Here is a 13,355-nt window from a genome sequence, read left to right on the forward strand (position 1 = left end):
ACCAGGTGGAGTGCCCCCTCTCCCCCTACGGGACTTGGGCGGTCGCGCCCCGGACGGGGCCTGGCGGTCGCTTCCGCTCAGGGTGTGGCCGGGGCCCTTCCCGTAGGGGAGATGTTTCCGCTCCCCTACGGGGGCGGGCGGAGGACGGGGCGGGGGTGCGGGATGTCCCGTAGGGGACGGGTGGGCCCCCTGGCTGATCCCTGCCCGGCGGGCGGTGGGGGTACGGCGGGACGGCCCCTGATTTCTCCCTGGGTTTCCAGCCCCGGGAGCCCAGCGCCGGACACATCCCGGACCCGGCTCCCGGCCCCGACCCGACCTCCTCAGTTCTTCCCGATCTCCCGTACCCATCCCGTCAGTCCTGCCAGGAAGCCGGCGCGTTCTTCGGGGGTGAGGGCGTCGAGGGCGCGCAGGAGGGTTTCGGAGCGCTGGGCGACGAACGTTTCGAGGGCGGGGCGGTAGGCGTCGGCGAGGGCGACGAGGACGCGTCGGCGGTTGGCCGGGTCCTCGGTCCGGGTGACCATACCGGCGCGGTTGAGGGCGCCGACCAGTTCGCTGGCGGTGGGCAGGGAGATGTGCAGCCGCCGGGCGATCTCGCCGACGGTCAGCGGGCCGCCGGACAGCAGCTGCGGCAGGACCGCGCCGTGCCGGGCGGTCAGTCCGTTCTCCTCCATCGCCGTCCGCATCTTCTCCGGCATCTGGGCGCGTACCGCGCCGACCCGGAAGAACGGTTCCAACAGCGGTACGAGGCCGATGACTTCGAGTTCCGCGGGGGTCGGCACCCGGGGGGCCTTCCCGGGTTCGGGCGTGTGGGGCATACTGCGAGTCTAGATGGTTCGGAAAGCCAAACTGTTTGGCAAGCCGAAGTATCCGACGGGACCGACACCCGGACCACCGGCCCGGACCGCCCAGGACCGGACCGCACCGAGCCGAACGGGGAGAGCACATGCCGCCGACCGCCTACCGCGACGCCCTCAACGACGCCCTGGAACGGATGGACGACCTCGGCTACGAACGCGGCCACGGCGTCGACCTCGCCAGCCACGGCCCCATGGGTGCCGAGGCGCTGGCCGCACTCGGCCACGAGGACGAGGTCGCCCGCTGGGTCGGCCGCTACCGCGACGCCCTCGACCACCACGCCCCGCCCGCCGCCCGCTTCCCCCTCGACCCCGCCGACCCGTCGTCCTGGCGCCCCGCCCTCGGCGCCTTCGACCGGGCCGGCGACTGGGAAGCCCTCTTCACCCGGGAACTCGCCGACGCCCCCTGGCGCGACGTCCTCGTCCGCTGGTGGCCGCGGCTGCTCCCCGGCCTGTTCGCCGGTCTGACCCACGGTCTGATCCGCACCGCCCACGCCGTCCGCGGCCTGCACGCGGCCGGCGCCGACGCCACCGGGCTCCAGCTCACCGAACTCGCCCGCGGCCTCGCCTACTGGGCCGCCCGCTACACCGAACTCCCCGGCGTGCCGGGCCTCGACGGCACCCTCACCCTCCCGTCCGCCGTCGCCGCGCTCGCCCGCGACCCGCAGGACGGCGGCCTCACCCCGGGCGCGGTCCGCCACCGCCTCGACGCCCTCACCGACCACCCCGGCTACCACGAGAGCCTGACGCGCCTCGCCCCCGAACACGCGCCCCGCCTGCTCGGCGACATGACCCTCCAGTTCACCGACGTCTACCTCGGCCACCCCGAGGTCGCACCGGTGCCCCTCGTCCACGGCGTCACCGCCCCCGCCGCCGCCCGCCTCGTCCTGCCCCACCTCCCCCACGAGTTGTACGAACCGACGCTGGCCCGGCTCTGGCAGGTGCACTCCGCGCTGCTGCTCGCGTTCACCACCGACCGGCGCGGCGAGGGCAGCGACGCCTGGCGCGACGAGGTCTGCGACCTGCCGTCCCTCGCCGACCAGGCCGCCCGCGCCGCCGACCACGGCGACGAGCACGTCATCAAGTTCACCGAAGCCTGCCTGCGCGAGTACGCCCTCCGCCCCGACCCCCGCTACCGGGCCGCCGCGCACGCCGCCCAGCAGCGCATCCCCCGTCTCGACGCGGGCGGCGGGGTCGGCGCGGTGTCCCGCCGGGCCGTCTGAACCGGGCCGTCCGGGACGGAAGGCCCGGCGGCCCGTCCGCCGGGCCGCCCGAGGCGGAATTCCAGGAGAGCCCGCCCCCTCACACCTGCGCCACGGCCGCCTCCTGGCACCGCGCGCACCGGTCCGTACCGTCCCACCGGCCCCATCCGAAATCCGCCGGCACGAGGTGCTGACCCTCCAACTCCGCGCGCACCGCGACGCGGTAGGCCCACACCGCCTCGATGTACGGGTGGTACGCGTCGTGGAAGGCGGCCGAGGTCAGCGCGGCGCCGCCCGCCACCGCGCGCTGCACCGCACGCAGCCGCTCGAACATCGCCTGCCCGGCACCGGCCACCCCGGTGGTCGCGTCGAGGAACAGCCGCTCCCGCGCCTCGTAGATCCCCGCTTCGCTCAACGCCGCCCGCGCGGCCGCCTCCGGATCCGCCTGGGCCGCCGGATCCTCGGCTATCGCCCGCAACCGCGCATGGCACGCCTCCGCCGCCGTGATGAACTCCAGATACACCGCCCGGCGCCGCTCCCCCGTCCCCCGGTCCGCCTCGTACCGATGCCGCAACCGGTCGGCGAGCACCGTCCCCGCCATCGCCAACGCCCCACCGCTGACCGCCCCCGCGAGCGTCCCCCAGTCCATACCGTCCCCCGTGATGATCGAATGTGGGGCCGAATCTACTGAGCGGCAACCGGACCGGAAAGGACAGCACCGGCAGGGCGCTGCAACGGGCAGGGCAGATCGCCCCGCGCCCGGTTCGGTGAGCACGTCACCACCCCCAACGTCAGGAACAGCGGGCGTCCCAGATACACCCCGTGCACCACGTCCAGCCCCCGCCCGAGCCGGTCGGCCGCGGCGCCCGCCCATCGCGCCAGCCGCTCCCCGTCCCGCTCCCGCACCGAGGCGAACCGCGGTGCGTACGAGGCGAGTTGCCCGGCCAGCCAGTCCGCCGCCCCGGCCGGATCGCCCCAGGTGCCCCGTACCTGCCCGGCCGGTTTCGTCAGCCAGAGCGCCACCTCGATCGGCGGCATCTCACCGGTACGCCACTCCGCCGCCGCCCGCCGGTAGCGCTCGACCACATCGGGCGGACAGGTCGCGACCGGCTCCATCGGGGGCGGCGGGCGCCGGAACCCCCATCGCCCACACGCCGGGACCGATACGGGCGAGGGTCACGCAGGACTCCCCGTCCGGGTGCGTGTTGCCACCGCACGCCGCCCGGAATTCCACCCCGTCGAGCGGCAGTACGTAAAGATCCTCATTCCGCGACACCGTCATGCACCTTCCTCATTCCTCGGATGACGAGATTTTCCGGTCCATCGTCACCCGGATTCGACGCCGCCGGCGCCGCTTTCCTGTTCGCTCAAGAAGTCGTCGCGGATACGGGCGATGAACTCCCGCATCGCACCACCAGAAAGGGCCACGTTCTCGAACCCCGCGAACTTCGCCGCGTACACCTCCACGTCCCGGAGTTCGCTGGTGGTGATCTCGGCATGCGGAATCTCGACGATCACGAGACGATTATCGAACATCACGAAGGAGGACGAGGGGAGATCGAGCATCTGGGCGGCCAGCGGCACCACGCCGAGGAAAACGTTCGGCAGACGTGACACGGTAATCAATTTGTCGAGCTGGGCGGCCATCATCGCGGCGGGCACCAGCCGCCACCGCAGCACGGATTCCGTGACGAGGAACCGGAAAGACCGCTCACGGTCGTAGAGGATCTCCTGGCGGCGCAGTCTGGCGCCGACCATTTTCTCCAACGCATCTTCGGTAGGATTCCGGCGCTGCTGGAGCCGCCGGACATATTCCGGCGATTGCAGCAGTCCCGGAATGCAGGAAGGCTGAAAGACGCGGAGCAATGCGGTCTGCGCCTCTACAGCACGGATATCTTCTTGGTGTTTGTGGCAATCCGGCCCGGCGGTATATCCGCCATGCCGTGACCTCGGTAGCCGTTCGGCGCGCCGCCTCGGAAAGCCGGGATTTCACGTCGTCGGGGACGTCGAGAACCGTCAAGATGCGGTCCACGTCGATGACGCTCGGCGCCAGCGCCCCGTTCTCGATCTTGCTGAGCTTGCTCGGAGACATGGCGGCGCCACGGGCAACCACTTTGGCCTGCACGTCGTCGGCCTCGCGTAGTTCCCGTAGCGCCTTGCCGATGTCCGGTCCGTTCACTCCGTTCCGTGCCGGTCCCACCACTCGGCGAACGGGACGGCGTGCCGCAGGGCCACGTCCCGGTATTCCGTCCACCGTGCCGGGTCACCGTCCGGCTGGACGGCGCCGAGGAATTTCCCGGCGCCGTCATAGTTCATGCGGGCCACGGACCGCTCGTCGAACATCCAGAAATCCGGGACGTCCGGCAACGGGTTCTCCTGCTCGGTGGTATCGAGGATGAAGAACTCCTCGCCCGCCGTCATGTTCCGCCGATACCCCCAGGAGAGTTCGTACTGAAGGTACTTCGTCAGCGGCCGGGAGAGGATGTGCACGCGGTACATCCGCTTTCCCGCCTGAGTGGCCTTGCGTACCTTCTGCACCCAGGGCGCCGAATCGTAGCCTTCTGGCCGCGGTTTCCCCGAAAGGAAATCTTGGTAGGCGTCCACGCCACCGGACTGACCGTAGTCGTCGAGCGTCTCCAGACGGAATGCCTCGCGCTCGAACGTGTCGAAGAGATTCCCAAATTCCTCAGTTGAGATGGTCACGCGCAACCTTCCTCGGCAAATCCACAGGGATGCATACGGCAGTCTCGGTGCTCGGGAGCTGCATGGCAGCCAACGCCTCGGCGTCATCAACTGTGAATCCCTGAACGAGAATGTCCCGCGTCCCCTCAACAGCCCATACCGTCGGGCACGGCCCGTCTTCACAGCTACTGGCAAGCTGCTTGAGCTTCACCTATCCCCCACCCTCCGTTGATGTCTCCACGGATCCTCGCGTAAGGCCAACAGCAGGGTCAAGCAAGCTCAGTTGAGAGAACAGGAAACCGACCGGGGAGATCAGAATTCGGTGAATTTCCCGGCCCTTGTCCCTACGCGGCGAACTCCTCGCCCTTCACCGCCGTGACGAACCGGTGCCAGGCCCCCGCCGGAACAACGAGGGCCGGTCCACCCGGCGCCGCCTTGGAGTCGCGGACGGGGACGATGCCGGGGAGGTTGTCGGCGATCTCCATGCAGTGGCCGCCGTCGCCGTTGCTGTAGCTGCTCTTCCGCCAGCGGGCGGCACCGAGGAACCCCTCCGCCACCTCGATGCAGTTGCCGCCGTCACCGTTGCTGTAGGTGCTCTTCCGCCAGACTGCTGCGCTCAAGTCAGGTGCGGTGTGTGCCATTTCGGTAGTCCTCAGCGGCTTCGGTGATCAGGGAGAGGGACGCTTCCGGAGACAGAGCGGCGGCCCTGAGCCGATCGTATGCCTTGTGGTACTGCTTCACGAGCGCCGGATCGTCCACAGTCTGGCCGTGGTACGGCCCTTCCGTGTACATCGTCGGAGGCTCGTCGTCGAACTCCATGAACGTGAGCGCCAACGACACAAGCGGACCGGTCGCGAGGTTCCACGGCAGGACCTGCGTCACGACTCGACGCGACCGCGCCAGCTCTGCGATTTCGTCCAGCTGCTTGGCCATCTCTGCCGGAGGAATCAGCAGACCGGGGCCGCGCACCAGGGCTTCGTGCAACACCACCCAGTACTCCGGCCGCTTCCGGGTGTCGAAGAGACAGGCCCGCTGCATTCGAGCCTCCACCTTCGCATCCACCTCTTCCGGCAGGTCAAGTGGATGAGTGGACTGGATGACAGCGCGGGCGTACACCTCGGTCTGGAGCAATCCGGGGATGACGGCGTTGTTCCACTCCTCAATCGTCCGCGCCCGCTTCTCCGACTCCGCGATCGGCGCGAAGTACGCCGCGTGCGCGCCCTGCTTGGCCTTACGTACGTCCTCGCAGCGGCGCTCGAAGAAGTCGGTGCCCAGGACGCGGTCAACATGGCGGGCCAAATCCAGTGGCATGCGGCGGGTGCCGCGTTCGATCTCGCTCAGGTAGGTCGGGCTGAAGAAACTCCCCTCGGCGGTTTCGGCGAGCGTCAGGCCCGCCTCTTCGCGCTTCCAGCGCAGCTCCTTGCCGTAGAAGGCGGGGACGCTGACGGATCCGTCAATCTCCTTGGGCGCAGGCATGGTTCACCGTTCCACGGTTCTCGCAGTGGGGCCGAAATCCCTTCCCACGCTACGCCCGGTGACCCCACGCTGTGAGGGCTTCGTCACACAGCGCACGGAAGGGCGTATGTCATGACCGATCACCTCTCACCGCTTCCCGAGGACTTCCCGTCCCCCGATGACGTCGACGGTTGCTGCGCGACGTTGCGGGACGCGTTGCGGGCGAACGGGATCACGTTGCCTTCGCTCGACGTGGACCTGGTGGCGTTCGCGGGGACGCGGCACATGCCGTTGGTCGCGCTGGGGCGGTGCAACGGCACGACCGCGCTGCGGCTGGCGGGGGCACTGTTCAAGGCCGCGGTGCGGTGAGGGCGACGCTGTTGCTGGAGCTGCTGGCCGTGCCGGGCGCGGTCCGCACCGTACGGCGGGAGTTGCGGAGGCATCTGGGGGACGGGTGCGGGGACGCGCAGCTGTGCGCCAGTGAGCTGCTGAGCAATGTGATCCGGCATGTCGGGTCGGGGGCGCCGGTGACGGTGCAGGTCACAGGCGGGGGCGACGGGCGGACGTGGCTGGCGGTGACCGATCCGGAGCCGTTCGCGCTACCCGTACGGCGGACCGCGTGCCGGGACGAGGAGGGCGGGCGCGGGCTGGCGCTGCTGGAGGCGGTGGCGTTGCGCTGGGGAGTGCGGCGCGGCCACGGGAGCAAGACCGTGTGGTGCGAGCTGCTGCGGGAGTGAGGCGCCGGGGGGAAGTTCGGGCGGGGCCCGGGGGCGGGTGGGGGATGTCCCGTAGGGGGTGAGTGGGCCCCCGGTTCTGCCCCTACCCGGTGAGGGGGTGGGGTACGGCGGGAGGGTCCCCGGGGTTTCCCTGAATTCCAGGGTGCCTGACCCGGGCCCGGCGCCGGCTCTCCGCCTCCGCCCGGGGCTCGCCCCACCGCGGCGCTCGCCCCGCCCTCCCCCGTACGCGGAAATCCCCGTGCCACCTCCCCCACAGAGGTGACACGGGGGTTCCAGTCTGACGTGCCGCGCGGGATGGCTCCATAGGGGGCGCCGGGTTTCTTACGCGGGAGTCAGGTCACGTGGGTCACTCCGGGCGGCTCACACGGGCCGCCCGATCCACGCGTACGGGGCGCACCCGGGCCGTACGGGACCGCACCGCGCCCACCGAACGGAGCCGCAGCGGGCGACGGCCGCCGCAGCCGCGTCGCGGGTGACGCGCCACCCGCGACGCGGCGCGTCACCTCACCCCCGCACCTCCGCCACCGCCCCCACTCGCGTACAGCCCCTCGATCCACTCCGCGAAGTCGCTGGTCACGGCCGTGCGGCGGAGTTTCAGGGACGGGGTCAGATGGCCGGAGCGTTCGGTGAATTCCGTGGGGAGGACGGCGAAGCGGCGGATGGATTCGGGGCGGGAGACGAGGCGGTTGGCGTCGTCGACGGCGCGTTGGAGGGCGGCACGGAGGTCCGGGTCGCCGACGAGGCGGGCGAGCGGGGCGTCCGGTTTGCGGGCGGTGCGGCGCCAGTGGGCGAGGGCGTCGGGGTCGAGGGTGAGCAGGGCGGTGAGGTAGGGACGGTTGTCGCCGGTGACCAGGCAGTGGGCGATCAGCGGGTGGGCGCGCAGACGGTCCTCCAGCAGGCCGGGGGCGATCTTCCGGCCGCCGCTGGTCACGATCAGCTCGTCCTTGCGGCCGGTGAGGGTGAGGTATCCGTCCGCGTCGAGGGCGCCGACGTCACCGGTGGCGAACCAGCCGCCGGTGGTCGCGGGCACCGCCGTGGCGCGGGCCGCGTCCCAGTAACCGGCGAAGAGCTGCCCGCCGCTCAGCAGCACCTCACCGTCGTCCGCGATCCGTACCGCCGCGCCGGGCAGCGGCCGGCCGACGGTGCCCGGCCGGGGCCGGGACGGCGGGGTGACGGTCGCGGCGCCGCAGGTCTCCGCCAGGCCGTAGCCCTCGAAGACGTCGATACCGGCGCCGGCGTAGAAGCCCGCGAGGCGGCGGTCGAGCGGGGAGCCGCCGCAGAACACCTGCCGGACCCGGCCGCCCAGCGCCTCGCGGACCGGCCGGTAGACCAGCGGATCGTAGAGACGGCGGGCCGCCTTCAAACCGGCCCCCGGGCCCTTTCCGCCGCCGTGGTCGCGGGCCGCGGTGGCCTTCCCGTAGGCGCGGGCGATACGGGCCGCGCGGTCGAAGACGGCGGCGCGGCCCGCCTCATCGGCGGTGGCCCGGCCGGAGCGGAACAGCTTCTCCAGGACGTACGGGATGGTCAGGAGGAAGGTCGGGCGGAAGGACGCCAGACCGTCGAGGAGGTCGCCGGTCGCCACGCCGGGAGCGTGGCCGAGGCGTACCCCGGCGCGCAGGCAGGTGAGGGCGGCCATCCGGCCGAAGACGTGGGAGAGGGGGAGGAAGAGGAGGGTGGCCGCGGGGCCCTCGTCGTCCGGGGTGAGGGCGGGGCGGAGCAGCGCCGCCGTGTTGTCGATGCCGGCGTGGAGGGCGCCGTGGGTGAGCGCGCAGCCCTTGGGGTGGCCGGTGGTGCCGGAGGTGTAGAGGAGCGTGGCGAGGTCGGACGGGCCGGTGGCGGCGCGCCGTTCGTCCACCGCCGCGTCGGGCACCTCCCGTCCGGCGGCGGTGAGTTGGGCGAGGGCGCCGGTGTCGAACTGCCAGAGGTGGACGAGTCCGGGCAGTCCGCCGCGCACCCCGGTGACCAGCCGGGTCTCCGTGACGCTCTCCACGACGCAGGCGGCGGCCCCGGAGTCGTGCAGGATCCAGGCCGTCTGAGGGGCGGAGGCCGTGGGGTGCACGGGGACGGTGATCAGTCCGGCGGCCCAGGCGGCACAGTCGATGAGGGTCCACTCGTACGTGGTGCGGGCCATCAGGGCGAGCCGGTCGCCACGGCGCAGTCCGTGGGCGATCAGGCCCTTGGCGACGGCCCGGACCTCGTCGGCGAAGGCCGCGCAGGTCATGTCGCGCCAGCCGCCGTCGGCCTGCCGCCGGGCCAGTGCGACGGCTCCGGGCGCCCGGTCGGCGTTGACGAACGACAGGTCCCCCAGCGAGCCGTGGAGGAGCGGCGGCGCCAGCGGGGGCGTCGCCGCCTCCCGGACGGCGCCGCCGTGGGCCGTCGCGGAACCGGCGGGCGGGTACGGGGGCGGGGCGGAGTCCTGGCGGGACACGAGCGGCTCCTCGTCGGTGGTGGAGTCGCCGTCGGCCACGTACGGCCGACGGGCGGCGGCCACGCCGCGTACGCGGAACGTGGACGGGTGCGCTACGTGGGGAGGGGAGCGGGGCGGAGCGGTACGGGGCGGGCGGGGTGCACGGGAACGCGTGGGGGCGCGCGGCCGGTTTGCCAACTCCCTTTCTTTTCCAGGGTGTTGAGGGCAGAGCGAGGCCACCGGGCGGCGGGCGACCAGCAGCCGACCCGACCCGCCGGTAACCTTACTTCCGGGTAAATTTACGCGAGGGCGACGCGGGGGCCAATGCCCGGTGACCGCCTTCGTGGCACGGATTCACGGACGGCACGGCGCCAACCCGCCGTCCGCCCGGCGGAGTCGGAGCGCGGCACGGCGGAGCCGGGAGTGCGGCACGGCGGAGCCGGGAGCGGCACGGCGGAGCCGGGAGTGCGGCACGGCGGAGCCGGGAGCGGTACGGCGGAGCCGGAACGGGTCCAGCAGAGCCGGAGCGAGCCACGGCGCAACCGGGAGCGCGGCACGGCGGAGCCGGGACGCAGCACGGACGCACCCCGCGCCGGAGCGGGGCGTCACCCACCCCGCGCCGCACCCCCGACCTGCGGAAAAGCCCCGCCCCCCGGCAGTTACTCGATCTTGGGCCCGGAGCGGAACCCGCCCCCCGGGACACCCCTCACGGGCGGCGCTCCCCGGCCGCCCCCGGCCGCCGCTCCCAGCGCTCTCCGGCCATCAGCCGCCCCATCCCCGTCCAGGCGAAGTCCATCAACGTGGCGGCCGTACGCTCGGCCGCCTCCTGCGGGTCGGACGCGGCACCCGGCGCCGAACCCTCTCCCCCGGGGCGGACGTTGGCCCATTCGGCGAGCGATTCGGCCGCGCCGACCAGGGCATGGGCGAGGCCCGCCACCTCGTGGCCGGCCGGTCCGGTGGCGCAGCCCGCCTCGCGGGTCGCGGCGGCGATCAGACCGGCGACGAAGTCGACCAGTCCGGCGCGCATCGCCGCCACCTCGCGGGCGAACGGCTCGCCCTGCGTCCGCGCCTGCTGGTGCAGCACCGCCCAGCTGTCGGGGTGCGCGGCGGTGTAGGCGAAGAAGCCGGTCAGTCCGCTCCACAGCTGCCGGTCGGCGGGCGCGTCCGGCTCCACCGCCGCCGTCACCGCCGCCGTCAGCGCCGCGGCCTCCCGGCGGATGACGGCGCTGAACAGCTCTTCCTTGGAGTGCAGATAGAGGTAGACGAGCGGTTTGGAGACCCCGGCCAGTTCGGCGACGCCGTCCATCGAGGCGGCGCGGTAGCCGTGCCGGGCGAAGGTGATCACCGCCGCGTCCAACATCTGCTGTTCGCGGACCGCACGCGGCACCCGCTTGCCCTTCACCGCACCCACGCCGAACGCCCTTCCGTCCCACCCTCGACCGCACCGAAGTTTACGATCTTCGGCTCGCACCCCCCTTCCCTTGACGGCACCCCCCATGTGGCGAGACGATGCGTCTCGCCATAACGAGACGGAACGTCTCGTTTCGCGGTGCGGTTCCGCCGTACGCCGACACACCGGCCCGCCCGGCACCGCCCGCGCCCCGTATCCGACCCCGGAGGTCCCCCATGCAGCAGTACGTCGAAGCCGCCCCCGGCATCCGCCTGTGGACCGAACAGCGCGGACCGGCCGACGCACCCCCGCTGCTGCTGGTCATGGGCGCGCAGGCATCCGGCATCGGCTGGCCGGAGGAGTTCGTCGACGCGCTCGCCGTCCAGCACCGCGTGATCCGCTACGACCACCGCGACACCGGCCGCTCCACCTGGGCGTTCGACACCGATCCCTATCCGGTCACCACCCTCGCCGAGGACGTCGTCGCGGTCCTCGACGGGCTGGGCATCGGCAGCGCCCACCTCGTCGGACTCTCCCTCGGCGGCATGCTGAGCCAACTCGTCCTCGCCGACCACCCCGACCGGGTCCGCTCCGCCACCCTGATGGGCACCAACGCGCTCAGCACCCGCCCGTACACCGCGCCGGACGGCACCGAGGTGCCCGCCGACGAACTGCCGGGCATCGCACCGGAGGTCCTGGAGTTCTGGGCACGGCCGGTCGAGGACCGGGGCGAGGAGGCCGAACTGGACCGGCGTACCGAACACTGGCGGCTCCTCGCCGGCGGGCAGCTGCCGTTCGACGCGGCCTGGTACCGGGAGCTGGAGCGGCGGATCATCACACACACCGGGACGCACACCCCGCCGAGCGCACACTCCCGCGCCGACCCCGACGGGCTGCTGCGCACCGCCGAGTTGGCCGCCAACCGCGTTCCGGTGCAGGTCGTCGTGGCCCCCGCCGAGCCGGTGTTCCCGCCGCCGCACCCGCACCACCTCGCGCAGTGCCTGGGCGCCGTCCGCACCACGGAGATCCCGGGCATGGGCCACGCCCTGCCGCCGGCCGTCCAGGGCCCGCTCGCCGCGGCGATCCTGGCGCACACGGCCGCCGCGGAAAGGGGCTGAGCAGCCCCCGGCGCCGACGGAATCGCGGACGCCGGCCGGCCGCCGGGCCCGTACGACGACGGCGCCCCCGGAACCGTGGGGTTCCGGGGGCGCCGTTCGCGCGCGGGCCGGGGGACGGACGGCCCGCGCGGGGTCAGCTCGCCGCCGCCGCGGCGGGCACCGGGGCGACCTGCTCGGCGGCGGCGCTCTCCGCGTCCGCCTCCAGCGTGCTGCCGTGGGCCGTCGCGTAGGCGTCGCGGTCGAGGATCTTCTCCTTGGCGGCGACGATGATCGGGACCGCCGACTGGCCCGCGACGTTGGTGGCGGTGCGCATCATGTCGAGGATCGGGTCGATCGCCACCAGCAGGCCGACGCCCTCCAGGGGCAGGCCCAGGGTGGACAGCGTCAGGGTCAGCATGACCGTCGCGCCGGTCAGACCGGCGGTCGCCGCCGAGCCGATGACGGAGACGAACACGATCAGGATGTAGTCACCGATGCCCAGCGGCACATCGAAGATCTGGGCGATGAAGATCGCGGCGATGGCCGGGTAGATCGAGGCGCAGCCGTCCATCTTGGTCGTCGAGCCGAACGGCACCGCGAAGGACGCGTACTCCTTGGGCACACCCAGACGCTCGGTGACCTTCTGGGTGACCGGCATCGTGCCGACCGAGGAGCGCGAGACGAAGGCCAGCTGGATCGCGGGCCAGGCGCCCTTGAAGAACTGGATCGGGTTGACCTTGGCGACCGTCGACAGCAGCAGCGGGTAGACGCCGAAGAGCACGAGGGCGCAGCCGACGTAGATGTCGACGGTGAACGTCACGTACTTGCCGATGAGGTCCCAGCCGTACGTCGCGATGGCGCGGCCGATGAGGCCGACGGTGCCGATCGGGGCGAGGCGGATGACCCACCACAGGGCCTTCTGCAGCAGCTCCAGGGCGGAACGGCTGATCTTCAGGACCGGTTCGGCCTTCTCGCCGAGCTGGAGGGCGGCGATACCGGCGACGGCGGCCAGGAAGACGATCTGCAGGACGTTCAGCTCGGTGAAGGGCGTGATGACGTCGGTGGGGACGATGCCGGTCAGGAAGTCGATCCAGGAACCGGCGTGCTCGGGCGCCTGCCCGTCCTTCGGCGTCAGGCCGGTGCCCGCGCCGGGGTGGGTCAGCAGGCCGATCGCGAGGCCGATGGCGACGGCGATCAGCGAGGTGACCATGAACCACAGCAGGGTGCGGGTGGCCAGCCGGGCGGCGTTGTTGACCTGCCGCAGGTTGGTGATCGACACCAGGATCGCGAAGAAGACCAGCGGGGCGACGGCGAGCTTCAGCAGCTGGACGAAGAGGTCACCGATGTGCTCCAGCGTGGAGGTCAGCCAGGCGACATCACCGCTCTTGGCGACCCAGCCGAGCAGGACGCCGAGGACCAGACCGCCCAGGATCTGGGCCCAGAACGGGATCTTCGGTATGCGGGACTTGGCCGCGGATGCGGAGGTCTCGGAGGACGTGGACAACGGACACACTCCTGGACAGGTCAGGCG

At 72.2% G+C, this 13,355-nt stretch carries 14 protein-coding genes and 1 pseudogene; 4 read left to right on the forward strand and 11 right to left on the reverse strand.

Annotated features, from left to right (window positions below):
• Positions 1 to 320: 320 nt before the first annotated feature.
• Complete coding sequence (locus ACZ4M8_RS22210; RefSeq protein WP_467609838.1) at positions 321 to 815, reverse strand: MarR family winged helix-turn-helix transcriptional regulator; 495 nt, start codon at positions 813 to 815, stop codon at positions 321 to 323.
• A 128-nt stretch (positions 816 to 943) separates the two neighbouring features.
• On the opposite strand from ACZ4M8_RS22210, the gene ACZ4M8_RS22215 reads away from it, so the two are divergent.
• Positions 944 to 2,077 (forward strand): questin oxidase family protein, encoded by a 1,134-nt coding sequence (locus tag ACZ4M8_RS22215; RefSeq protein ID WP_467609840.1) that lies wholly within the window; start codon positions 944 to 946, stop codon positions 2,075 to 2,077.
• Positions 2,078 to 2,156: 79 nt separating this feature from the next.
• On the opposite strand, the gene ACZ4M8_RS22220 is transcribed toward ACZ4M8_RS22215, so the two are convergent.
• The 7 genes and pseudogenes from ACZ4M8_RS22220 to ACZ4M8_RS22250 form a co-directional block, all read right to left on the reverse strand.
• Complete coding sequence (locus ACZ4M8_RS22220; RefSeq protein WP_467609842.1) at positions 2,157 to 2,705, reverse strand: CchlQ; 549 nt, start codon at positions 2,703 to 2,705, stop codon at positions 2,157 to 2,159.
• Between the two features lie 35 nt (positions 2,706 to 2,740).
• Positions 2,741 to 3,172 (reverse strand): hypothetical protein, encoded by a 432-nt coding sequence (locus ACZ4M8_RS22225; RefSeq protein ID WP_467609844.1) that lies wholly within the window; start codon positions 3,170 to 3,172, stop codon positions 2,741 to 2,743.
• 210 nt (positions 3,173 to 3,382) lie between these two features.
• Positions 3,383 to 3,922: a DUF5753 domain-containing protein gene (locus ACZ4M8_RS22230; RefSeq protein ID WP_467609845.1), complete on the reverse strand. Its 540-nt coding sequence runs from the start codon at positions 3,920 to 3,922 to the stop codon at positions 3,383 to 3,385.
• 178 nt (positions 3,923 to 4,100) lie between these two features.
• Positions 4,101 to 4,310, reverse strand: a pseudogene (locus ACZ4M8_RS22235) (helix-turn-helix domain-containing protein); the annotation flags it as partial.
• On the reverse strand, positions 4,232 to 4,759 hold the full coding sequence (locus ACZ4M8_RS22240; RefSeq protein ID WP_467609847.1) for a DUF6879 family protein: 528 nt from the start codon (positions 4,757 to 4,759) through the stop codon (positions 4,232 to 4,234). The pseudogene ACZ4M8_RS22235 and the gene ACZ4M8_RS22240, both read right to left, overlap by 79 nt.
• A 323-nt stretch (positions 4,760 to 5,082) precedes the next feature.
• Entirely contained in the window at positions 5,083 to 5,379 is a 297-nt protein-coding gene (locus ACZ4M8_RS22245) for a DUF397 domain-containing protein (protein WP_467609849.1), read from the reverse strand.
• On the reverse strand, positions 5,360 to 6,214 hold the full coding sequence (locus ACZ4M8_RS22250) for a helix-turn-helix domain-containing protein (protein WP_467609850.1): 855 nt from the start codon (positions 6,212 to 6,214) through the stop codon (positions 5,360 to 5,362). Before ACZ4M8_RS22250 ends, ACZ4M8_RS22245 begins: the two co-directional genes overlap by 20 nt.
• 111 nt (positions 6,215 to 6,325) lie before the next feature.
• On the opposite strand from ACZ4M8_RS22250, the gene ACZ4M8_RS22255 reads away from it, so the two are divergent.
• Together ACZ4M8_RS22255 and ACZ4M8_RS22260 are read left to right on the forward strand one after the other, a co-directional pair.
• The gene (locus ACZ4M8_RS22255; protein ID WP_399089020.1) at positions 6,326 to 6,562 is read left to right on the forward strand and encodes a hypothetical protein; all 237 of its coding nucleotides are present in this window, start codon (positions 6,326 to 6,328) and stop codon (positions 6,560 to 6,562) included.
• Positions 6,559 to 6,930, forward strand: a complete 372-nt coding sequence (locus ACZ4M8_RS22260; protein WP_467609852.1) for an ATP-binding protein — start codon at positions 6,559 to 6,561, stop codon at positions 6,928 to 6,930. Before ACZ4M8_RS22255 ends, ACZ4M8_RS22260 begins: the two co-directional genes overlap by 4 nt.
• A gap of 499 nt (positions 6,931 to 7,429) precedes the next feature.
• Here ACZ4M8_RS22260 and ACZ4M8_RS22265 read toward each other — a convergent pair whose 3' ends face one another.
• Positions 7,430 to 9,358, reverse strand: coding sequence for an AMP-dependent synthetase/ligase (locus ACZ4M8_RS22265; protein ID WP_467610020.1), 1,929 nt, complete (start codon positions 9,356 to 9,358; stop codon positions 7,430 to 7,432).
• A gap of 685 nt (positions 9,359 to 10,043) precedes the next feature.
• Positions 10,044 to 10,697 carry a TetR/AcrR family transcriptional regulator gene (locus ACZ4M8_RS22270; protein WP_467610022.1) on the reverse strand — a complete coding sequence of 218 codons (654 nt, stop codon included), beginning with the start codon at positions 10,695 to 10,697 and terminating at the stop codon, positions 10,044 to 10,046.
• A gap of 266 nt (positions 10,698 to 10,963) precedes the next feature.
• On the opposite strand from ACZ4M8_RS22270, the gene ACZ4M8_RS22275 reads away from it, so the two are divergent.
• On the forward strand, positions 10,964 to 11,845 hold the full coding sequence (locus ACZ4M8_RS22275; protein ID WP_467609854.1) for an alpha/beta fold hydrolase: 882 nt from the start codon (positions 10,964 to 10,966) through the stop codon (positions 11,843 to 11,845).
• A 133-nt stretch (positions 11,846 to 11,978) separates the two neighbouring features.
• On the opposite strand, the gene ACZ4M8_RS22280 is transcribed toward ACZ4M8_RS22275, so the two are convergent.
• Entirely contained in the window at positions 11,979 to 13,328 is a 1,350-nt protein-coding gene (locus ACZ4M8_RS22280; protein WP_467609856.1) for a dicarboxylate/amino acid:cation symporter, read from the reverse strand.
• Positions 13,329 to 13,355 lie beyond the last annotated feature (27 nt).

Source organism: Streptomyces sp. NPDC027185, from assembly GCF_055567035.1.

Coding starts and splice junctions, on each gene's coding strand:
- ACZ4M8_RS22255 (WP_399089020.1), top strand. CDS start 6,326: ATGACCGATCACCTCTCACCGCTTCCCGAGGACTTCCCGTCCCCCGAT.
- ACZ4M8_RS22250 (WP_467609850.1), bottom strand. CDS start 6,214: ATGCCTGCGCCCAAGGAGATTGACGGATCCGTCAGCGTCCCCGCCTTC.
- ACZ4M8_RS22225 (WP_467609844.1), bottom strand. CDS start 3,172: ATGGAGCCGGTCGCGACCTGTCCGCCCGATGTGGTCGAGCGCTACCGG.
- ACZ4M8_RS22210 (WP_467609838.1), bottom strand. CDS start 815: ATGCCCCACACGCCCGAACCCGGGAAGGCCCCCCGGGTGCCGACCCCC.
- ACZ4M8_RS22275 (WP_467609854.1), top strand. CDS start 10,964: ATGCAGCAGTACGTCGAAGCCGCCCCCGGCATCCGCCTGTGGACCGAA.
- ACZ4M8_RS22220 (WP_467609842.1), bottom strand. CDS start 2,705: ATGGACTGGGGGACGCTCGCGGGGGCGGTCAGCGGTGGGGCGTTGGCG.
- ACZ4M8_RS22215 (WP_467609840.1), top strand. CDS start 944: ATGCCGCCGACCGCCTACCGCGACGCCCTCAACGACGCCCTGGAACGG.
- ACZ4M8_RS22270 (WP_467610022.1), bottom strand. CDS start 10,697: ATGTTGGACGCGGCGGTGATCACCTTCGCCCGGCACGGCTACCGCGCC.
- ACZ4M8_RS22245 (WP_467609849.1), bottom strand. CDS start 5,379: ATGGCACACACCGCACCTGACTTGAGCGCAGCAGTCTGGCGGAAGAGC.